Source organism: Methanoculleus formosensis, from assembly GCF_025384765.1.
GTDB classification, from domain to species: domain Archaea; phylum Halobacteriota; class Methanomicrobia; order Methanomicrobiales; family Methanoculleaceae; genus Methanoculleus; species Methanoculleus formosensis.
In genome coordinates this window covers 18,395-39,873 of record NZ_VHLL01000004.1, presented here as the reverse complement: position 1 = coordinate 39,873, position 21,479 = coordinate 18,395, and the positions used below count along the sequence as shown (strand labels likewise).

Genomic DNA, 21,479 nt, shown 5'->3' with positions numbered 1-21,479 from the left:
TTCAACCCTTTCCGCATACGGCTGATGCGGAGATCTCTACCGGGATGGATAAGTTTCTTGAATCTCTGGCTGTAAACAGCTAAAACCCGGCCGGAAGATCCGCCACAACCCTTATCTGTTCCGGTGTCATGCTCCGGGTCGCATGACAAAAGTTACCCTTGTCATAGCATCCTTCCTCCTGGTTCTCGCGCTCATCGCGGGTGCGGGTGCACAGGTGGTGGGATCGAGCAACACCAGTGATGGCAACGAGAGTTCAAACCAGACGATGGAAAGCATGCAGAACATGAGCGGCAACGCGACGGACCTGACGAACACGGGTTCCCCGCTTGCTGCGGAACTCCAGGACAACGCGACCCGGACGACGGTCTCGAACGTTACGGCCGAGATCGGTCTTGAACTCGTCGCGGAGAACTTCACTTCGCCCCTCGCGCTCACGGCGCCCGACGACGGGACCGGGCGACTCTTCGTCGTCGACCAGATCGGCGTGGTCTGGGCCGTCGACGCGAACGGGACCACGCTCTCCGAGCCGTTCCTGGACCTCCGGGAGAACCTGGTCGACCTCAACCCGACCTACGACGAGCGCGGCCTGCTCTCGGTCGCGTTCCACCCGAACTTCTCGGAGAACGGCAAAGTCTACGCCTTTTACAGCGCACCCCTGCGCCAGGGGGCTCCCGAGGAGTGGAACTGCACGAACCACATCTCCGAGTTCCAGGTCGACCCCGATGACCCGAACCGGGTGAACCTGACCTCTGAGAAGGTGCTGATGTACATCGACAAGCCCTACCATAACCACAACGGCGGCCAGCTCGCCTTCAGCCCGGCCGACGGCTACCTGTATGTATCGCTCGGCGATGCCGGGAGGGCGAACGACGTCGGGAACGGTCACACCCCGGGCATCGGGAACGCCCAAGACCTGACGAAGATCTACGGCAAGGTGCTCAGGATCGATGTGGACAACGTTACCGACGGGAATCAGACCGACAACATGACCGGGATGGTGAACCAGACCGATAACATGACCGGGATGGTGAACCAGACCGATAACATGACCGTCAACCGGACCGCGAACCCGCCCGAGCCGACGTGGACGACGTTTGCCGGCAGCCTCTACGGCATACCCGCCAGCAACCCGTTTGCGGAAAACCAGACCGAGATCCTCGATGCCTACGCTTACGACTCCATCCCGCCCGAGATCTACGCTTACGGATTCCGGAACCCGGCCTACATGTCCTTTGACTCCGGCGGCAACAACTCGCTCTTCGTCGCCGATGCGGGCCAGAATCTCTTCGAGGAGGTGGACGTCGTCTACCGCGGCGGAAACTACGGCTGGAACATCCGCGAGGGCACGCACTGTTTCGACCCGAACAACACCACGGCCCCGCCGGAGTCTTGCAACACCACCGGCTACCTGGGCGAGCCGCTGATCGGCCCCATCTTCGAGGGCGGCCGTGATCTCGGCATCGTCGTCGTCGGCGGCAACGTCTACCGCGGCACTGCCGCTCCGAATCTCGAAGGGAAGTACGTCTTCGGCTACTGGAGCGACAGCCGGACGGTGGGGAACGGCACCCTCCTCGCCGCGACGCCGCCGGAAGGGTGGACCGCACCGGAGTCCGCTGCAAACCTGACCGCTGAGGCAAACTCTATGTGGGAGGCCCAGTCGGTGAACATCACCGGCCAGGAGAACGAGACCCTGGGGATGTTCCTGCGCGGGTTCGGCGAGGACGCCAACCAGGACCTCTACGTGCTGACGAACGATGTGGGCGGTCCGGACAACTCTACCAGCACCGGCCGGGTCTGGCGGGTCGTGGCGCCCACCGGCAACGGCCCCGCTCCGACGGAGAACGTGACCCCGATGGTAACGGAGAATGTCACGCCGACACCAACGGAGAATGTCACGCCGACACCAACGGAGAATGTCACGCCGACACCAACGGAGAATGTCACGCCGCCAGCAACGATGAACGTCACGCCGACCACCATGCCCCCGGTCGGGGGTCAGACCGGGAACGAGACCCCGGCGGCCGGGGGTGCCGTGACGGTGAACATCGCCGCCGACAATCTCGCGTTCGACACGAACACCATCACGGTGCCGGCGGGGGCGGAGGTGACGATGGTCTTTGACAACCAGGACCAGGGTATCCCCCACAACGTCGCGGTCTACGACAGTCCCCTCCGGTCGGAGCAGATCTTCGTGGGCGATGTCATCACCGGGCCGGCCGAGATCACCTACACCTTCACGGCTCCCTCCGAGCCGGGGACTTATTACTTCCAGTGCGACGTCCACCCCGACATGAACGGCGACTTCGTCGTGGAGTGATACGAGGACGGGACTCTTCCCCTCCTCTTCTTCTCCTGAGATCCCCTCTCGGTGAAGTTGTCCCAAAACACCGTTACCGGGAGGGGGACACCCCCTGCCGGACCCTCCCCCGCGTGGCGATACCCAATGGGAAGTCGTTTCATCCCCCTGGCTCAGGATGTGGCTCAGATGGTGGATACCTGGGAATTAAGGGCTCCGGTTAGGGTATACCGAAGGTTCGGAGATCTTTTTGGGATGACCTCGGTGTTTCATGCTGATCCGATTCGGAGTGACCAACCTCATAACGTGGGGGAGTTTCGCCGGGTGTTAGGACCAATGCCCGGGCACGGATTCCCATGGGGTATCGCCATGACTGCCCCCGCTCCTTGGGGGGAGGAGGCCGGAGGCCGGGTGGGGTGGGGATCGTGCGGAGCGCTATGCCCTGGGTGGGGAGGGGGAGACCCCCTCCCCGGTCCCCACCCCCAACGGCGATATCCATCACGGTCCAGTGTCCGGGGAGATACCCGGGGCAGATCCTGATCCAGCCCCATTGTGATCCCCCACGGCCCACAGGCAGCTGGAATAGGGCGTTACCAGAGCCCGATACGAGAAATCTATCGGGTATACACCGGGGCATTACCAAAAAAAAAGAGGGTTAGTTCTTCCTTCTTCCCCAGAGGAGGAAGGCCAGCGGTGCGAGGAAGGGCGCGTAGACGAGCGGTGCCGCAGGCGTCGTCGTCGCCGGGACGGCCTCGGTCGGCTCCGTCGTCACCTCTCCGGTTTCTTCAGGCGTCTCAGTGACCTCCGGCGTGACATCTATCTCCTCGGCCGATGCCGCCAGGCTCGACGGCGACGCGGCGATGGCGAAGGTGGAGAACCCGGGGGTGATCGCCCGGAAGCGGTACAAACCACTCTCTTCACCGACGACCTCGGTCTCCAGGGATTCCCAGGCGCCGTTGGCGTAGCGCATCAGCCTGACGTCCTCCGGGGTCATGTTGCGGGCTCCGAGCCAGTCGGTCGGAACGCTGAAGAATACTGTTGCGTTGCCGATCAGGCTCGGGTTCACCCATGAGGAGGTGATAGCGACGTACTCGTAGACGTCGTCGGCAGGAGATTCTGCCGCAGATGGCGCGTTCGTCTTCTTCACGGTCAGCATCATCTGCGGAATGTTACCCGCCGCGGTGATGTTGACACTGCTCACCGATGAGGTGGTCAGATCCGAGAACGTGAAGGTCTGGCCGCTCGCGAGATTCTCGCACGTCCTTGCGCAGAACGTGGGTTCGCTGCTGCCGCCGCCGCCATCGCTGTAGGCTACCGACCCGCCGCCGCCTCCGGGGTTGACCGGGGTGGGCTCAGGCACGACGGTCGTCGAGACGGTGATGGCCGCTGTTCCCGCCGCTTCGCCTGCCGATGCTGTTATCTCCGTCGATCCCTCGGCGAAGGCCCCAAAGAGGCCGGCGCGGTCGATCGTGCCGACGTCCGGGTTGGAGGACGACCAGGTGACCCTGATCCAGTCCATCTCGCTATCGCGCTGGTCAAAGACGGTCGCGGTGAACGCCCGGGTCTCTCCGGGCTGAATGGTGGCCGTGGCCGGTTCGATCTCGATGCGGGTTGCGACCGGCGACGATGCGACGGTCACGGTCGCGGTTCCGGTCTCGTTCTCTGCCGTTGCGGTGATGGTCGCTATACCGTCGGCAACCGCGTTGAAGAGCCCGTTGGTATCGATGGTGCCGACGGCTTCGTCATCGCACGACCAGTCCACAGCAGAACCTGCGTTGTCCTGCAGGCCGTGTACGGTGAACTGCCGGGACTCCCCGGCACCCAGGGTGATCGTCGACGGGGAGACCACGACGCCTGAGGACGCCGTGGCGACCGTGACGGTCGCTTCTCCGGTTATGTTCTCTGCCGTTGCGGTGATGGTCGTCGTGCCGTCGGCAACCGCGTTGAAGAGCCCGTCCGCATCGATGGTTCCGACGGCCGGATCACTGCTCGTCCAGGCGATCTCAATGCCGGAGAACTCGTTGCCGAACTGGTCGAGAGCGGTCGCGGTGAATGCTGCCGTGTCATTGGAAACGAGAGTGATCTCCGACGGTGTGACGGCGATGCTGGCAAGAGCGGGCTCGTTGTTGATGACCGTGACGGTCGCCGTCGCGGTTACGTTCTCTGCCGTTGCGGCGACGGTCGCCGTGCCTTCGGCAAGCGCGACGAAGAGACCGGCCTCGTCGATGGTTCCGACGTCCTCATCGCTGCTCGTCCAGTTGACCGAGACGTTGGTCATGGCGTTGCCGTCCTGGTCGCTGGCGGTCACGACGAATCGCTGGGTATCGCCGATCGCGAGGGTGGCCCCGGACGGGGTGATATAAAGATTGTCCAGAATCGGTTCGGGCAGTGCTTCTACGGTGACGAGCGCCGAGGCGGATGCGTTGCCTGCCGTTGCCGTGACGTTCGCTGTACCTTCGCCAATCGCGGTGAAGAGACCGGTCTCGTTGATGGTTCCGACGGCCGGATCGCTACTTGTCCAGTTGACCGTGACATCCGGCAATTCGATGTCATTCAGGTCATAGACCGTTGCAGAGAAGGTCACTGTCTCGTTGACCACGGCGGTGGTTCTATCCGATGTGAGCGTGATACGCGCTGCGACCGGGTCGGGCGGCGCTTCAGCGCTGACGGTGACGGTCGCTTCTCCGGTGATCTCGCCGACAGTCGCGGTGACGGTCGTCGTGCCTTCGGCAAGGGCGGTAAAGAGGCCGGTGGAATTATCGATGGTGCCGATGGTCTTGTTGCTGCTCGCCCAGGTGACGTTGACGCCGGTCATGGCACGGTCGAACTGGTCGCGGACGGTTGCCTCGAACTGTTGTGTGCCACCGATCTGCAGGGTGGTCGTGGGCGGTTTGACTGTGATGCTCGCCACTTCAGGCGGTTCTACCGGCGGTTCTACCGGCGCCTCGACGGTGACGAGCGCCGAGGCAGATGCGTTGCCTGCTGTTGCGGTGACGGTCGTTAAACCCACGGCAACCCCGGTGAAGAGGCCGGTGGAATTATCGATGGTGCCGATGGTTTTGTTGCTGCTCGTCCAGTTGATCTCGACGCCGGTCATGGTGGCGTTGAATTGATCGCGGACGGTTGGCGTGAACTTCACCGTGCTGTTGACTGTGACGGTGGTTATTTCCGGGTCGATCTCGATGGTCGTTACGACCGGTTCGATCGGCGCCCCGGGTTCATAGACGAAGATGTAGAGGTTCGAGTTGGGGGTTGCGCGTCTCTGCCAGACGATCGAGTTGCCGCTGACGGCAGGGTAGAGTTGTTCATCATTGGGCTCCGGGGAGAGATACACGGACATCTCTTCGTCGGTGGCGAGGTCGTACATGTAGATGCTCCGGTTTCCGTCCCGCATATCCTCCCAGGCGATGATACTCCCGCTGAGTGCCGGCGAGACCTGATCGCCGGGGGCGTTGGTTATCCTCTTCTCTCCGCCGGACGGGTTGTCGAGATCGGTCATGTAGATCTCGCCGCCGAAGTCTCCATGGCGATAATCCTCCCAGGCGATGGCGCTCCCGGAGAGCGAGGGCCAGGACTGAATAGACGTGCTCGTGGACACCGGGCCTGCGATTGTTTCGGCTGCGATGTCGTAATAATAGACATTCTGGTCTGCTTCTTCCACCCAGGCGACGTAGTTCTCCGAGAGTGCGGGCTTGAACTCGGTCGCTCCGCCGGGGATCGTCGTCTTTGCGTCGGAGTCGATGACGTCCTTCACCTCTCCGGCGGCGATGTCGTAGAGGACGATGTTGGTTCTGCCGCTGCTATCGTCGTACCAGGCGACGTGGTTCCCGCTGACGGCCGGCAGCCACTGCTTGCCCGTGTCGTTGGTGAGCTGCGTCGTCGTCTCCGTAGAGCGCTCGTAGAGGTAGATGTCCGGGTTCCCGTTCCGGTCGTCCTGCCAGGCGATGTAGTCTCCCGAGATGGACGGTCTCTCCTGCGAGTTCGGATCGGTGGTTATCCTCTCGCCGGTGTAACCGGAACTCGCCCGAAAGGCGTCTATCGTTCCGAAATAGATGTCCTTCTGACCGTTCCGGTCGTCTTCCCAGACGATCATGTCGCCGTCGATATCAGGGTGATCCTGCGCGTAGTCGAAGGGGTGATAGAGAGGCTCCCCCGCTGCAGGATCTACCGCCGTAACCGGCGATATCAACAGTCCGATGATGGCGACTGCACAAAACAGTGCCATATGCATTTTTTTGGTCATTCATTTCCCCCTTGTTAACTCTGCTCTCCGCTCGCGGGACCGTGGTGCATACCTGCCGGTAGGCACAAACAGACCGGCTAAAGCAGGTGCTCCGGCGAGCTCCCGGCGGGAGTACTGCGAATCTCGATTCAAGATCCGGTCATAGGGTTGCCGGTGAGGGGGGATCGCGGTATAAATATATATCTTTTACGGTGTTTTATTCTAAAAATTTTATAATAAAATTTGGAATACCTCCTCACCCCTCATCGGTGCAGGGATAGCCGGACGGCCCCTTTTTCCCACCACTGATGAGTGCCTTGGATAGAAGAGTCCCCGCCCTTATCGCCCCGGTGGCATTTTTACGCGTCGGTTTTGTGTTGAAATGCCCAGCGGCCGGCCGGAATACGGGAGCCGCCTGAATGCTCCCGGAGTGGGGGCTGAAACCCGGTTCCTGCAATCGTATCGGGGGCGATTGCCGCAGATGAAGGTGACGACGCACGGGTTGTAAACTCACGCCCTCGCGGGAACCGCATCATGAAAGCGCCAAAAAAGGTGGGGTTAGTTCTTCCTTCTTCCCCAGAGGAGGAAGGCCAGCGGTGCGAGGAAGGGAGCATAGACGAGCGGTGCCGCAGGCGTCGTCGTTGGGATGGCCTCGGTCGGCTCCGTCGTCACCTCTTCGGTCTCCCCGGGCGTCTCAGTGACCTCCGGCGTGACGTCTATCTCCTCGGCCGATGCCGCCAGGCTCGACGGCGCCGCGGCGATGGCGAAGGTGGAGAACCCGGGGGTGGTCGCCCGGAAGGTATACTTGCCGTTCTCTTCATCGACGACCTCGGTCTCCAGGATCTGCCAACCACCGTTGACGTAGCGCATGAGCCTGACGTCCTCCGGGGCCATGCCGTGCTCATCGAGCCACTTTGCCGGGAGGGTGAAGGTCAACGTCGCGCCACCAATCTGGTTCGGGTTCACCCACGAGAGGGTGATCTCGACGTACTTGTAGGTGCTGCCGGGAGGCTCCGCCGGGTTGGGGCACCCCGTCTCCTTCACGGTCATCAGCAGTCTCGGGATGTTGTCGGCCGCCGTGATGGCGATGCTGCCGACCGACGTGACGTCGATACCCGAGAACGTGTGCGTCTCGCCGCTCTTTAGGTCCTCGCAGATCCCTGCAAAGAAACTGGGGCCGGGGTCTCCGCCGCCGTCACTATAGGCGCGGCTATTCGATCCGGGGTTAGTCGGAGTCTGTGTGGGATCGGGTGTAGGGTCGGGCGTTGACGCCGCCGTGACGGTGACCGACGCCGTTCTCTCAACGCTGCCGGCCCGGGCCGTTATCTCTGTTGAGCCCTGTGAGACTCCCGAGAAGAGGCCTGAGCGGTCGATCGTGCCGACATCGTCGTCGAGGCATGACCATTTTATCTTGACCCAACCCATCTCGTTATCGCTCGGGTCAAAGACCGTGGCTGTGAACACTCGGGTTTCTCCGGGCGCGAGTGTGGCTTCAGACGGGTCGATCTCGACGCGGGCCGGGAACGGGAGCCGGGGGGCGACGGTCACGCAGGCAGAGCCTGAGACCCCGTCCATCGATGCAGTGATGGTCACCTCACCTTCCTCGCCGGCGGCGAAGAGACCGCACCCACCGACGGCGCCGATGTTCGGGTCGCTGCTCTCCCAGACCACCACGGCCTCCGGCATCTCGCAACCGTACTGGTCGTAGACGGTCTCGGTGAGTTGGAGGCCGTTCGCGCTGGCGATGGTGAAGTCGGACGGGCTGACCACGATCCGCGCCGGGACCGGGCACACCGACCGGACCATCACCGTCGCAGGCCCGACCTCGTCGACTCCGTCGATCATCGCGGTGACGGACGCGGTGCCTTCACAGATTGCGGTGAAACAGCCGTCTGCGGTGATCTCACCGACACCCGGGTCGCTGCACGACCAGTCCACAGTAGAGCCAGCATTGTCCTGCAGGCCATACACGGTGAACGGCCACTCGTCCCCGGGGTCCAGGACGATCGCCGACGGGGATATCCCTACCCCCGAGCAACTGGTGACCTCTACGTCCGCAGTCCCGGTGATACCACCGGCCGTTGCGGTGACGGTCGTCGTGCCGCAGTCTTCGGCGAGGAAGACGCCGCTGCAGAGATCGATGGTGCCGACGCACGGGTCGCCGCACTCCCAGTCGATTACGTTCTCGGACATTTCACAGCCGAACTGATCGAGCGCGGTCGCGGTGAAGGTCGCGGTCTCGTCATTAGCGAGCGTGATCGCCGACGGGGTGACGACGATGCTGGTGAGGACGGGCTCGTCACAGGATACCGTGACGGTCGTGGTTCCGGTGGCGCCGTCGCCCGACGCCGTGAGGGTCGTCGTGCCTGCACAGATGGCGGTAAAGAGGCCGCCCTCGTCGATGGTGCCGATGGTTTCGTTGCTGCTCGTCCAGACGATCGCAGCATCCGGCACGATGTTGCCGTAGCAGTTGAGCCCGACGGCCTCAAACTGCAGGGAGTCCCCGGGGTACAGGGTGACCGCGGACGGGAAGAAGACGATCTTCGCGAGCGCAGACTCTTCTGCGTTGACGGTGACGGTCACCTCCGCAGAGCAGGAGCCTGCTGTTGCGGTGATGGTCGCCGTACCCACGGTGAGAGCGGTGAAGAATCCGTCCCCGTCGATGGTCCCGACGGCTCCGTCGTTGCAGGCCCACTCGATCTCACCGGCGGGCATAACGTTGCCGTTCTGGTCGTAGCCCGTCACCATGAATCTCTGGACATCCTCGATGTCAAGTGTGGCTCCGGGCGGCGTGAGCGCGATCCTTGTCAGGACCGGCTCTTCCGGCCCTACCGGGTCTTCTGCGTTGACCGTGACGGTTGCGGTCCCGGTGACGCTTCCAGCGGTTGCGGTGACGGTCGCCGTGCCCGCGGCAAGGGCGGTGAAGAGGCCGGTGGAGTTATCGATGGTCCCGACGGTCGTGTTGCTGCACGACCAGTTGACCGCAATTCCGGTCATGGCGTTGCCGAACTGGTCGCGGACTATTGCTTCGAACTGCTCAGTGGCGTCGATCGCGAGTGCGGGCGCGGTCGGTGTGACCGTGATGTTTTTCGCGACCGGTTCTTCAGCGGTGACCGTGACGGTTGCGGTCCCGGAGACGCTTCCAGCGGTTGCGGTGACGGTCGTCGTGCCTTCGGCAAGGGCGGTGAAGAGGCCGGTGGAATTATCGATGGTGCCGATGGTCTCGTTGCTGCTTGCCCAGGTGACGTTGACGCCGGTCATGGCACGGTCGAACTGGTCGCGGACGGTTGCCGCGAACGCCACCGTATTGTTGACCGTGACGGTGGGCGTGAGCGGTGTGATTGCAACCTCTGTTGCGACCGGGCCGGCGGGCTCTCCTGCGTTGACGGTGACGGTCGCGGTTCCGGGTATGCCGCCTGCCGTCGCGGTGACGGTCGCCGTACCCACTTCGTAAGCGAGGAAGTAGCCACCGGAGTCGATGTATCCAACGGTTCCGTTGCTGCACGACCAGGAGACCTTCAGGTCGGGCATGGCGTCATTGTTCTCGTCGTAACAGGTGGCGTTGAACTTCACCTCATCGCCGATATCCAGCGTAGCCGTGGGAGGTTCAACCTCGATCCTGGTGACCTCGCCCGGTTCTCCTTCGGGATCGTATATGAACGCGTAGAGATCCGAGTAGGAACCGCGGGCTTTCTGCCAGACGATCATGTTACCGCTGGCGGCGGGGTAGAGCTGTTCGCCGCCGGCGGTGGGCACAGCCATCTCTTCACCGTTGTTGCGGTCGTACATGTAGATGCTCCTCGGCGGATCCCGCTTGTCCTCCCATGCGAGGATCTGACCGGTGAGCGCCGGCGAAACCTGGTCGGAGCCGTCGGAGGTGATCCTCTGCTCCCCGCCGGACGGGTTGTCGAGATTGGTCATGTAGATGTCGGGGCTCGCGTGCCGGTTATCCTCCCAGGCTACGACGCTCCCGTAGAGCGAGGGCCAGGACTGAGCGGCGGTGCTCGTGGATACCGGCCCTTTTATCTCGCCGTCCTCGATGGAGTAGTACCGGATCCTCTCGTCGATCTCTTCGATCCAGGCGACGTACTTCTCCGAGAGTGCGGGCTTGAACTCGGTGCTCCCGCCGGGGATCGTCGTCTTTGCGTCGCACTCGATGATGTCTTTGCTGCCGGCGGCGATGTCGTAGAGGACGACGTTTGTATCGCCGCTGCTGCTATCATACCAGGCAACGTAATTTCCGCGGACGATCGGCAGCCACTGCTTGCCCGTGTCATTGGTGAGCTGGGTTGTCTCGCCTGTCGAGCGCTTATAGAGGTAGATATCCCAGTTCCCATTTCGATAGTCCTGCCAGGCGATGTAGTCTCCCGAGATGGACGGCTTCTCCTGTGAGGCAGGATCGTTCGTTATCCTGGTGCCGGAGGTGCCCGGACTGTTTGAGAAGTAGATCTCTTTGTTTCCGTTCCGGCCGTCTTCCCAGACGACCATATCTCCGTCAACGTCGGGGTTCTCCTGCGACCCGGGGAAGACCGCAAACGGTACCAGATCTCCCGGAGCAATCTCTGCCGCCGCAACCGGCGGCGCCAGCAGCCCGACGATGACGACTGCACATAACAGTGTCAGATACGTGAGTTTTTTCATTTTTTCCCCCTTGACAATCGCTCCCTGTCCGCAGGACGACGGCGCAGACCTTTCGGTAGCACAATCTGGCTGGCTAAAGCAGGTGCTCGTCGGGGAGTCCGACAGGCGGAGAGCGAAATCCGATTTAAGACCCGGTCATATGGTAGCCGGTGAGTGGGTGGATAGCAGTATAAATATATAACCTTTACGGATATTTATTCTCAAAATTTTATAATAAAAACAGGGAACTCTTATGCGCCCGTAAGGGCAGAGGGGGATCGGGAAGGGTCTTTTTCAAGTCGCTTCCTGTCAGCGGAGGAGGAGGGCGGTGGCCGAGTATATTCTCCAGTGGGCCATTACGGCCGCGAATTTTTCATTGAACCTGTTGCAGAAGGACCGGATGACCGACGGGGGAATCCTCCTGCTCCCGAGACGCGTGAAAAGCGAGGAGCTTGTTAGTAAACCGCACCGGGAACAAGCGCGGCAATACCCACGACCCAACAGGGCTATGAGGAATATATGGAGGACGTTCGCCGCCCGGGAGGGTGGGTGCATCCCGAGGGCGGGGTCTCGGAGGTGCTGAGCGCGATCCTGATGGTGGCGGTCGCGGTCATCCTCGCGGCAATCGTGGCATCGCTGGTCTTCGGGATAGGTATGCCGGAGGAACCGAAGACCGTCGCGGTGACGGCGACACGGTCCGGGGGGAACGTCACATTCATGGTGCACGGAGGGATGAACATGGACCGGGTCACGGAGATCCGGTGCTGGATCGGCGGGGTCGGGGAGGGGAACCCGAACTTCACGCTCGATGCCCGGGCGGGGGCGACCAATACATCCAGCGTTCCGGATGCGACGCGGGTTGTTATCGTCGGGACGTCTGGTGATAACAAGTCGTGGATACTGCTCGATAAGACCCTCTAATGCGCCTGGCGGTCTGCCTCTACAGGCAGAGTCGCCGGTCTCCGGGGCGGTCTTCCGCCTTCCGGTACGGGTTCGCGACCGTGCTCACGTTTGCCCTGGCAGAGATCGCGGATATCTCTAACACCGAAGTTGTCCCAAAACGCTGTTACCGGGAGGGGGTGTCCCCCTCCCGGACCCTCCCCCGCCCGGGCGCATATCCAGTGGAAAGCCGTTTCATTCCACTGGCTCAGGATGTGGCTCAGATGGCGGATACCTGAGAATTAAGGGCTCCGATCAGGGTATGCCGGGGGTTCGGAGATCTTTTTGGGATGACCTCGGAACGAACGTGGGCTCGAAAACGCCAGGATCGAAAAAGGATCTTGTCGCGGTGAAGAGGGAGCGTAACATGGATGAGTCTGGGGAAGAAGGGATTGATAAAGGCGGGCCGTGCGCGGGCTGAACGTGAAGGGGTGCGGAGGCAAAAACTGCGGGATCCCGGCAGACGTTGGGGCAGGAAGTTACTCTGCCTGCAGGATCTCGATGATCCCATCGATAACCGACGTGACGGTCTGGTCGTTGAGATGGCCGGCGCGATAAAGAATCAGGTCGAAACTGGCCGTAAAGAGCCGATTTGGCCGGATATTGCTCGGCTTGTGGAGTGTTCCCTCTGTAAAGTCAAGTTCGGTAATACCAACGGCGTAGCGGTCCCGGATCTGCTGGCTCATGAAGTCGCACCTTGTGGTGCTCCCGCTCAGGTTCTGATGAACCATCGCGTCTGACAGAGGATGACATCATCTCCTCCGGGTGCCGCAACGACAAGGGCCGGTCGCCGCTTCCCCGTCGACAGATCCGAGAAAGGAAACGGTACAACGACAACATCGCCCTTTATAAGTCGCTCCACGCCTCGTCCTCCTCGGGCCGGAGCCAGTCTTTGCGGAGTGCGGGCTCGCTCGCAAGGGCGGTGTCCGGTGCGGCCTTCCGGCGCCGGAATTTGAGGTACCGAATGAAATCGAGCACCTCACCATACGTCCAGGGCGGGAGGTCGTTCAGTTCACTGATGATCTCCTCTTTCACCTGGGTCATGGTCGTCTCACCTCTGGGTATATCGATCTTCTGGTGTTTCAATCTACATATCTCTGTCTGAAGAGGGTGTGTTTATCGGGGCGATCTGTGCCCCGGCACTTGAGAACATTGCGTGGGAGATGGAAGTCCTCCTCATGCCGGGGCAGGAGCGTGAGCACCACCAGGTGTGGGGGATGGGGCGCGACCAACCATTCAGTTGCGAGTGGAGGCCAGGCGGTTTGACCTTCAGGAAGGCTTCCCTGAACGTTGGCGATGTGATACGACCGTTCCCCTCACAGCGGGAAGATCGTGTACTGGATGTACCAGATGTACTGCACCACCGGTATCCAGAAGTGATACCCCTCCCAGCAGGCCGTCGCGAACCGGAAGTCGACGATGAGTTCCCAGGCGAGCGGGAAGAGCATCAGCACCGGGACGGCATAGGCGAGAAGGCGGGCATAGAGCACCGCGGCTCCGGCGAGGAAGAGGTAGGTGAGGGTCGTGATGAACGCCAGGAGAGTCTTCACCAACCATTGTAAATATGGTCAGCACTTACAGTATTATCATGGTTGCAACCAAGCGGATACCGGTCTCAGAAGGTGTATGGGAGGAGATCTCCGATCTCAAGCGCCCGGGACAGACGTTCGATGATCTCCTCTCCCACATGGTGGAACTGGAGAAAAAGCGCCGGTTCATTGAGGATATGGATCGTATCGAGGCGGAGGGAGATTTTGTGGAGCTGAATTTTGACGTTCCGGATACTGCTTAACCGCAAGGTCCTTGAGAGTATCCAGAGTTTCCGCCCGAAGAGCCGGCGGATCGTCATGGAGAAACTGAAGACGCTTCAAGAAGATCCGTTCCCCGGTGGCGGAAGCGATAAGGAACGTCTGTATGTTCAGGGACGGGAGGACACTTATCGCCTTCACATAAGCCATACCTTCACGGCATTCTATCGCATCCATGAGGCAGAACAAGAGGTTCATGTTCTCGCCGTGATGCCGATCGAGCGAGCGCACAAGTGGTATGGGCGTTTCTAACCCCCCCGGGGTCAACTGTTAACTCTATCGTGCAACTATTCGGCCCGAGTGAATCAGTCGCTTTCCGGCATACGGATCGTTCCGGGGGACGAGGCCAAACCCCGGGGACGTGTAATCAAACACCGGAAAACACTGTTCATCCCGATCGCCGCCCACTGAGTAGCCTGAACCGCTACCCAAAAAACTTGTATAATCCACGTGACCAATGGTAGGATCATGAGATATACGGTAGTACTCGAGCCGCAGGAAGAGGGCGGGTTCACCGTCCAGTGCGTTGAAATCCCGGGAGCGATCAGCCAGGGCGAGACCCGGGAAGAAGCACTTGCCAACATCAAAGAAGCGATAGAACTTGTTCTTGAGGTGCAGTGGGAAGAGGTGCGTCGGCAGGCATCAACTGTACGTCACGAAATATCGAAGATTGACGTAGCGGATGTCGCATAAACTGCCGGTTGTCTCCGGGGAAGAGCTGGTGAAGTATCTTGCCCGACATGGCTTTGTCCCGCAACGGTAAACCTCATCCCATGTTGTCGTGCAGAAGGGGTGGCGGGTCTTTTCTGTACCTCTGCACCGGGAATTGAAGAGAGGCACCCTGAATGGCATCCTCAAACAGGCCGGGATTGATGGGGAAGAGTCCAGGCGCACCTTCAGGTGATCGCATCTTGGGAAAGCCTGATGTGCCAAGAGTATCCCCTCTAAGGTAACGGGCATGTGTTGAAGATCCACTGACAGCAGGGGGCTTCCCCGGGAGAAAGTGAGAGGCCGCCTCGGGGCGAGGGATTACGAGGGAGCCTTGAGCCCTACCGCCCGAGACTTGCAGAACCGTGAACGTCCGCCGCCGCTCCCGTCCAGCGTATCAGCCCCTTCTTTCCAGGCATCTCCTTCCCTTTTCAGTCAGGCGGTATTTCTGGGTTGGGCTTTTGGGTGAATCCGGTTGCGTCATTTGAACAAATCTCGCCTGAATCGCCGGCCTCAGGTAATCGTACAGAAATGTGGGGCGGTGACTGAGCCCCAGGCATTGCATCGCATCTTTTGTCCCGGATGGCCTCTCCTTCAAACAGATCAGAAGACGCTTTACTTGTTCGGTTACAGGTTCCTCGGTCTCTTCTACGACTTCGTGCTTAATTGGTGAGATATTCTCCGCAAGAAAAACAGTAAACCGAACTTTCATCCCGATCTCTTCGAGCACAGGCTCAGGCAGGTTCTGCTTCTCTGCCTCATCCAGAATACGGCGAAACCCGCTACCCCATTGCTCGATCAGACCCAGTTCCCGAAACACACGGGCGATGACGCGGTTGCGGATTTTGGATACGCCCTGCCTCACATCCTCGATGGTCATGCCCGGAAGTAGAATGCCCGGATTTTCTATCTCCACCCGGTCGTCATAGATAGCAACCCGCAGAGGCGCACCGATCTGCGAATAATCAGCATGCACTATGGCGTTGATGACTGCTTCGCGCACAATAGTCATGGGAACGCTCCAGACATCGCGACGACGGATCTCCGATAAGTCCGCCCCTCTCATCGCATGCTTTTTGATAAACTCAATAACGCGCTCGACGGCGATAGGCAGGTGCTCATGAATCTCAGTATGGTCGAAGATGACATTCTTTGTCGTTCCTGCAAAACGCCCGCACTGTATCCAGGCATCAGGAAAATGCCCCTCGCGATCTCTTCCGAAGAGCAGCACCCCGCCGACGGTCGGAACAAGCCTCCCCTGTACCGGTGCGAGCAGTTTCAGGGTGAGCAGTTCCTTCTCGCTCAACTCTCGCTGCCCTGTAAAGAGCGCCCGGGCGGCTGCCAGATCCAGCGCATCTCCGGTCAGTTCAGGCAGGGGCAGCTCATCAAAGGCCGTTCCTGCCGCGCTCCGTTCCAGTTCTGCAATAAGTTCCTTATTGGCTTTCCTGTTTGTTGAACCAAGGCGGACATACACTCCATCGGCAGGGCCTTCTTTCTTTATCCAATGAGGTCGGGTGCCACTGGGGTACACCTCTGCCAGGAGCAGGGTTTTGTCCTCAACAGCGATCAGTTCCACATTGGGCACGAGCCGCGGCTCGATGTTGTCAGCAATAAGGCTGCACAGCCGTTCTTCCTCATCCAGCGGGTTTGCAACCCCCGGAATCTCTTTTGAACCGTCTTCCACTCCGATAAACAGACGTCCCCCGGCTGTGTTGGCAAATGCAACCAGTGTTTTGAGGATGTTTCTGGGAGATGAGAGGTCTCGCTTGAACTCCAGCGTTTTGCCTTCATGCATTGAGAGCAGCTGAGTGACAGGGAGACTCATTGGACCTCCTTCCCGGTAATGATGCCCGGTTTCAGTTTTCCATCCGCAGGGTGAGACGGTCTCATCATCTGAACGGTTGAGACTACACACTCATTAAACTGAGGGGTGTGAAATGAAAGTAATTGGAACTGATAGGCGACCGCCCCTCCAGGGGGGCGGGGCAACGATGGTGGGAAGCGTTCTTTGTGTTGAGGGTTTTGAGGGATTCCCTTACCCCTTCTCAGTCGAGACCTGCGTGCTTCAGGCCGTAGAGCCCGATGACGAGCATCGGGAGGTAGGCCGGGAAGAGGTAGCGCATGTCGGGGATGATCCCGGGGCTTGCCGGCATCCCGGGGATGGACCGGGCGTAGGTGAGCACCACCAGGACGGCGGCGAGGGCGAAGAAGGCGAGGAGCCGTGGGCCTGCCGGAGTTTATCGATGGTCAGCGACGGCGGGAGGGTGCCCGGGTTCCAGATTGCGAGGCCGGTCTGAGAAGAGCATCACCTGGACACTGCCGTTGCTCGTGTAGTCACCGTGGACGACGGTGTTGACGATCGCCTCCGCCACCACCCCGCTGCCCCGCCAGCGCTAACCGTCGAAACCCTCCACTCCTCGCCACCCTTCGAGCGCCCGCAACCATGCCTCAAACACCTCGTCCTCTGCCTCCATTCGTGCAGGCGCCGGCAACATGGTCCCGTAAGATAGGGCTCCCCGGGGGCCTTCTCGCCGGTCATCCCCGTAACCCTTCCGGAGTATGATGGGACGGGGAAGAGAAAAAGTCTGACTATAAGGGTTATGCCGGGCGCAGAAAATAGCCTGTTACTCTCATCCCGGTGACCCTTCCAGGAGCCGCGCTGCTTCCTCCCTGAGGCGTGAGATATCGCCCTGGTGCAACCGCTCCATGTAATCAAGCAGGTCTGCATAGAACGCCTCCGTCTCTTCTATGGAGTCGCGGACATCTTCTACCGTGATCGCGAAATCTACGTAGTACTGTTTATCGATGCGTTCTCGTTTGGCGGCAGCAATCCGGGTGTTGTCGATACCATACAGGTTCTCAAGGAGGATTATTGCGCCGGAGTGGTTCTCGCATTTTATGCCCGTCGCAAAGAGGAGGGCCAGCACCATGTAGTACATGCTGTAGTATGCCATCGATACGGTCTCCTCAAGCCGCCCGTTCTCGAACAGGATCTTTGCCGAGGCGAGGTAACTTTCCGACTTTTTCCGGTATGCCTCCTGGACCTGAACGCAGGGCTCAACAATCCGGATCTTTCCCTCATGGTGGAGTTTATTCAAAAAACCCTGTTTTCTCATAAAATCGCTCGACTCCTTTCACGATGACATGGTTCTTTACGATCTCCTGGATCAATAGATTCTCCGGATCCCAGAGCCCGATCTTCACGCTGAGCTTTGAATGGCACCGCTCCAGCTCCCGTTTCATCTCCCTATCCTCCGTCTCGATATAGAGATCGATATCGCTCTTTTTATCTGCGGTCCCCTTCGCATAACTGCCGAAGAGTACGGCGAGCGGGAAATCCTCTCGCTCCTGAACCGCCTTGATGATGGATCGCAGATGCGGGGCCTCCTGTATCAGGTTTTCGAGCGCGTACCATTCTGCCACATAGACGTGCACCCGTGCTTCAAGGGTTTTCTTCAGGAAATAGGTCTTATTCTTCCCCTCCATCCTGAAGTCGACGATATTTCCATCTAATAGGCCCCTAAGTTTCCGGAGCACAGTGGTATGCGAGAGGCCCAGATCCTGTGCAAGTTTGCGGGGATGAGAGTCGCTCCTGAGCAGGAGAGCAACGATCTGAATGGACACATTCTGTTCCACATGGTTCATATTTGAACCAATGGGTGAAAAAGGTTCTGGAGCAACGATATGCCAGCCTCCCGGACATCCTCTGTCCCCGGGGTGTCTGATATCCGGTGTTGAGGGGATACTCTGGTTCGTGGAGGGCTGCAACGCCACGAGTTCGTCGCACTCCCCCATCGCGTTCCACTCCCGGACCAGCCAGGCGTAGCATCCTTCGCAAACCTTCGCCTGCGCCTCCTGTGACCGATACACCGCCTTTCCCATCCCGTAGACGTCGCACCGGCCGAGTTCAACCTTCGTCCGGGTAAACGTCCGGTGGTCGAGGACCCCGGGGAGCGACTGCACCTTTGCCGGCCGCTTTGCCGTGATAAGACAGTCGTAGCAGAGGTAGACCCCTCCACCGCCCCGCCTCACCGATGATGTCGGCCGGCGGCCGCAGAGGTGGCAGGGCTCGTCCTTTGCCGCCGGGAGAGGGATGTAGTCGGCGGGGTTGACCGCAGTTGCCATCATTCTGCTGAAAATCGCTGTCATTGCCGTCACTCGTCGGGTCGTCATCCAGCCAGACTGAGGTTCCTCCGCTTCGCCACTTCAACCCCGCGAGATAAAAGTGCAGATATGAACGCGATATGAACGCGTTCATAATGTCACTTCATCGTTATGAACGCGTTCATAACTATGTACACACGTTCATACCTCAGGTTCTCTCCAGACATAGCGAGTTCCTCGTCGTACTCCGATCTGCTCAAACCGGGGATACTTCCCGGCAATCCGGCGAAGCAGACGGGTTGCCTGCGGTCCACTGATGCGGCAGAGGTCAGCAGCTTCCGATCGCCGGATCGACCCGTGCTCCCGAACGTACCCGATAACCATCTGTTCCTGCTGGAGAGGCTCGAATCCTTTAGCCCTGACGTATTCAGCCTCCATATGGAACCGCCGGTACACTGATGTGGAAAGGTGGTAGACGCGTCCCCGGCCTTCCCCCCGCCCCTCCACGAGGCCACGCTCATGCAACCGCTCCAGCACGCGTCGGGCCGCTGTCTGGTTCTTCTGAATCAGGCCTGCGGCGGCACGGGCCGTGATGCGCCGGTCAAAGAATAGCGCATTCATGATGAGCAATTCGTCAAGCGAGAGCGACTTGCCGTCTCGGTCCTGCTCGAAGACAAATGCCGCGAAATTCAGGGACGACTCTCCTCCCGGCAGTTCGACCCTGACCGTCGCACCATCACTGGCATGATAATCCGGTGGAGGTCGCCCGTACCTGAGTTGTCCCATGTAGATCTTATCGACACCACGACCGGTCTGCTCGGTGATGCCTACCCGCTTAAACGCCTCTGCGAGACGGGGATTCCTGGGTTTCGGTTCGTGGACAAGAATGTTGTCCGCCGTAATCCCTTCTAGGAACCCACCGGGGTTGGTGATGTAGAGGTGGTCGTGGTGCCACTGGATATACACGGCATCCGGCCGGGAATAATCCCGATGAAGCACCGCATTATTGACTGCCTCGCGGAAAGCCTCAAGCGAATAGTCCGGGATCGGTACCCTGAACAGTCCGACAAGGACTTCTCGCTCTTCATTCCTGGCTAAAAACCGTGACCCGACCTCCTGTATTATTCGGATGAGCGGAAAATGAAACGTGTCGTTGACCCGCACGTTGCCCTGATCATCAAGCACCTGAAAGTGGACCTCGTGGGTTGGGAGTTGTTCGCGGAGAACCGACTCCCTCCCAAGCAGAAGCAGTCCGGCAATCGTCGGCACTAATTGGCCGTTCTTCGTCTCCACTAGCCGCAGGGCTTTTGCGAGTTCCTCATTTGGAAGATCGAGAAGGCTTCGATCACCTCCGGGTTGGGTCACCGTCTGCCGCAGGCGCTCAAACTCAAGAGGGTCGAGACACTCAAAGGAGAGATGCCCCAGAGGTTGAGCCGTAAAATCAAACAGCCCGAGATCGATCCGGCGTGACCGCTGATCCCGGGGATAAAAGGGAGCCGATGCAGGTTTCCCATCCCCTCCGATGACCCGCCGGAGCGCTTTCCCCTGTGCGGTCGCACAGACCTCCGGGTACGGCTCGACCTCAATGACAATGACTTCGCCATTTGAGTGATCGGCGACCGAAACACGCGCGAGGATGTTCGGAACCGTATTGTGGAAGATCGCAGACCTTACCTTCATCGGATCGGTAACCCTGCCATGCCGGTGATGTGCGCCGGTCACCCGCCCGTCATCCTCGACACCGATGAGGATGGTGCCCCCGTCGGTGTTTGCCATGGCAACGACTTCTTCATAAATTTCTTTGTCTGAAAACGCCCGCCTATCTGATTTGAACTCCACATCGAGCCGTTCACCTTTTGCGATGAGTCCTTGCAATCCGCTCAGATCCATTCCTTCGATGCCTCCAGTATCGCATTCGCCCTGATGTGATAGCGCTCAACCCGGACCAGGGGTTCCCACCCGGGCCTCGATTGGTCCCGGGGAGAATGGGCCGGTAACGGTGGTATCAGGCACAATTTTTGAGATCTTCTCTCCCGGTTCCATGTAACAGCACCCACAGACACCGCCCTTCACACGAGAAGAACACGGTATATCCAGTATAAGTGATACATGAGATTCAAGCAAAAGCGTTACCATTCTCAACGGCGGATAATATGGCACTGTTTTACGATCAGATAATTTTCGGGCTTTGATCTGCCCTGAGGCGGCACCTTTCTGCGATTCACAGCTCACAAATCCCGCAGCCCCTCCATTAAGAGGAGAGAGATCACATCACCCCCGCCCGCCCGTTCCACTCCCGGACCATTCTTGCATAACACCCTTCACAGGTCTTCACGTGCGGTCTCCCGCGATCGATACACCGCTTTCCCATGGTCACGGATATCGCACCGGCCGGGCTCGACCTCCACCTGCTCGAACTCGTGGCGATCGGGTATGTTGGCCGGGGGTGATCCCGGAGCGTTTTCTTCCGGGTTCCCGTCATTCCGATTCTTAACCCGGAGAAACTCCTGGTGGTCGAGGGTTCCCGATAGAAGTTTTTGCATCATGGCCCCTCATCTCACATCACTTTTCAGCGCCTTACAGCCGGCGATGTCATCCAAATGGCGATTATATGGCGTTTTATTGAAGTTTCCGCCCCATAATGTTGGTATCCGGGGATCGGTTCCGGCATTCTGGGTTTCACACACGCACACATGCACACACACACCACGGAGCCGGTATCGGTGACTGTGTGTATGTTCTGCTGTACTTCAGTACTAAGAGGGAGACGCCTCTCTCTATC

The 21,479-nt window shown here is 59.7% G+C and carries 18 protein-coding genes; 6 read left to right on the top strand and 12 right to left on the bottom strand.

All coding sequences use genetic code 11. From position 1 onward, the window contains the following. Positions 1-142 precede the first annotated feature (142 nt). The gene (locus tag FKB36_RS08275) at positions 143-2,317 is read left to right on the top strand and encodes a PQQ-dependent sugar dehydrogenase (RefSeq protein ID WP_261597587.1); all 2,175 of its coding nucleotides are present in this window, start codon (positions 143-145) and stop codon (positions 2,315-2,317) included. Positions 2,318-2,951: 634 nt separating this feature from the next. On the opposite strand, the gene FKB36_RS08270 is transcribed toward FKB36_RS08275, so the two are convergent. Both FKB36_RS08270 and FKB36_RS08265 read right to left on the bottom strand, forming a co-directional pair. Then, positions 2,952-6,539: an Ig-like domain-containing protein gene (locus FKB36_RS08270; protein ID WP_261597586.1), complete on the bottom strand. Its 3,588-nt coding sequence runs from the start codon at positions 6,537-6,539 to the stop codon at positions 2,952-2,954. A gap of 537 nt (positions 6,540-7,076) precedes the next feature. Further along, positions 7,077-11,159 (bottom strand): Ig-like domain-containing protein, encoded by a 4,083-nt coding sequence (locus FKB36_RS08265; RefSeq protein ID WP_261597585.1) that lies wholly within the window; start codon positions 11,157-11,159, stop codon positions 7,077-7,079. Between the two features lie 498 nt (positions 11,160-11,657). Here FKB36_RS08265 and FKB36_RS08260 point away from each other — a divergent pair, with 498 nt between their 5' ends. Further along, on the top strand, positions 11,658-12,059 hold the full coding sequence (locus FKB36_RS08260; RefSeq protein ID WP_261597584.1) for a type IV pilin N-terminal domain-containing protein: 402 nt from the start codon (positions 11,658-11,660) through the stop codon (positions 12,057-12,059). A 497-nt stretch (positions 12,060-12,556) separates the two neighbouring features. On the opposite strand, the gene FKB36_RS08255 is transcribed toward FKB36_RS08260, so the two are convergent. The 3 genes from FKB36_RS08255 to FKB36_RS08245 form a co-directional block, all read right to left on the bottom strand. Further along, a complete protein-coding gene (locus tag FKB36_RS08255; protein WP_261597583.1) occupies positions 12,557-12,808 on the bottom strand; it encodes a hypothetical protein in 252 nt (83 codons plus the stop codon). A 115-nt stretch (positions 12,809-12,923) separates the two neighbouring features. Beyond that, complete coding sequence (locus FKB36_RS08250; RefSeq protein WP_261597582.1) at positions 12,924-13,121, bottom strand: hypothetical protein; 198 nt, start codon at positions 13,119-13,121, stop codon at positions 12,924-12,926. Positions 13,122-13,393: 272 nt separating this feature from the next. Beyond that, positions 13,394-13,627 carry a hypothetical protein gene (locus FKB36_RS08245; RefSeq protein ID WP_261597581.1) on the bottom strand — a complete coding sequence of 78 codons (234 nt, stop codon included), beginning with the start codon at positions 13,625-13,627 and terminating at the stop codon, positions 13,394-13,396. Positions 13,628-13,641: 14 nt separating this feature from the next. On the opposite strand from FKB36_RS08245, the gene FKB36_RS08240 reads away from it, so the two are divergent. From FKB36_RS08240 to FKB36_RS13425, 4 genes are all read left to right on the top strand, one after another. Next, positions 13,642-13,869, top strand: coding sequence for a hypothetical protein (locus FKB36_RS08240; protein WP_261597580.1), 228 nt, complete (start codon positions 13,642-13,644; stop codon positions 13,867-13,869). Positions 13,870-13,924: 55 nt separating this feature from the next. Further along, positions 13,925-14,137 (top strand): hypothetical protein, encoded by a 213-nt coding sequence (locus FKB36_RS08235; protein ID WP_261597579.1) that lies wholly within the window; start codon positions 13,925-13,927, stop codon positions 14,135-14,137. Between the two features lie 216 nt (positions 14,138-14,353). Continuing rightward, entirely contained in the window at positions 14,354-14,578 is a 225-nt protein-coding gene (locus FKB36_RS08230; RefSeq protein ID WP_261597578.1) for a type II toxin-antitoxin system HicB family antitoxin, read from the top strand. An 88-nt stretch (positions 14,579-14,666) separates the two neighbouring features. Beyond that, positions 14,667-14,789, top strand: a complete 123-nt coding sequence (locus tag FKB36_RS13425; RefSeq protein ID WP_390895702.1) for a type II toxin-antitoxin system HicA family toxin — start codon at positions 14,667-14,669, stop codon at positions 14,787-14,789. Between the two features lie 201 nt (positions 14,790-14,990). Here the strand turns inward: FKB36_RS13425 and FKB36_RS08225 are convergent, their stop codons facing one another. The 7 genes from FKB36_RS08225 to FKB36_RS08195 all read right to left on the bottom strand — a co-directional run bounded on the left by FKB36_RS08225 (position 14,991) and on the right by FKB36_RS08195 (position 21,243). Continuing rightward, a complete protein-coding gene (locus FKB36_RS08225; protein WP_261597577.1) occupies positions 14,991-16,418 on the bottom strand; it encodes an AlbA family DNA-binding domain-containing protein in 1,428 nt (475 codons plus the stop codon). A gap of 220 nt (positions 16,419-16,638) precedes the next feature. Beyond that, positions 16,639-16,779, bottom strand: a complete 141-nt coding sequence (locus FKB36_RS08220; protein ID WP_261597576.1) for a hypothetical protein — start codon at positions 16,777-16,779, stop codon at positions 16,639-16,641. Positions 16,780-16,830: 51 nt separating this feature from the next. Then, positions 16,831-16,965: a hypothetical protein gene (locus tag FKB36_RS08215; protein WP_261597575.1), complete on the bottom strand. Its 135-nt coding sequence runs from the start codon at positions 16,963-16,965 to the stop codon at positions 16,831-16,833. Positions 16,966-17,223: 258 nt separating this feature from the next. After that, positions 17,224-17,691 (bottom strand): HEPN domain-containing protein, encoded by a 468-nt coding sequence (locus tag FKB36_RS08210; protein ID WP_261597574.1) that lies wholly within the window; start codon positions 17,689-17,691, stop codon positions 17,224-17,226. Continuing rightward, positions 17,684-18,721, bottom strand: a complete 1,038-nt coding sequence (locus tag FKB36_RS08205; RefSeq protein WP_261597573.1) for a nucleotidyltransferase domain-containing protein — start codon at positions 18,719-18,721, stop codon at positions 17,684-17,686. Before FKB36_RS08205 ends, FKB36_RS08210 begins: the two co-directional genes overlap by 8 nt. A 177-nt stretch (positions 18,722-18,898) precedes the next feature. After that, entirely contained in the window at positions 18,899-20,587 is a 1,689-nt protein-coding gene (locus FKB36_RS08200) for an RNA-binding domain-containing protein (RefSeq protein ID WP_074370362.1), read from the bottom strand. Between the two features lie 431 nt (positions 20,588-21,018). Beyond that, positions 21,019-21,243, bottom strand: coding sequence for a hypothetical protein (locus FKB36_RS08195; RefSeq protein ID WP_261597572.1), 225 nt, complete (start codon positions 21,241-21,243; stop codon positions 21,019-21,021). Positions 21,244-21,479 lie beyond the last annotated feature (236 nt).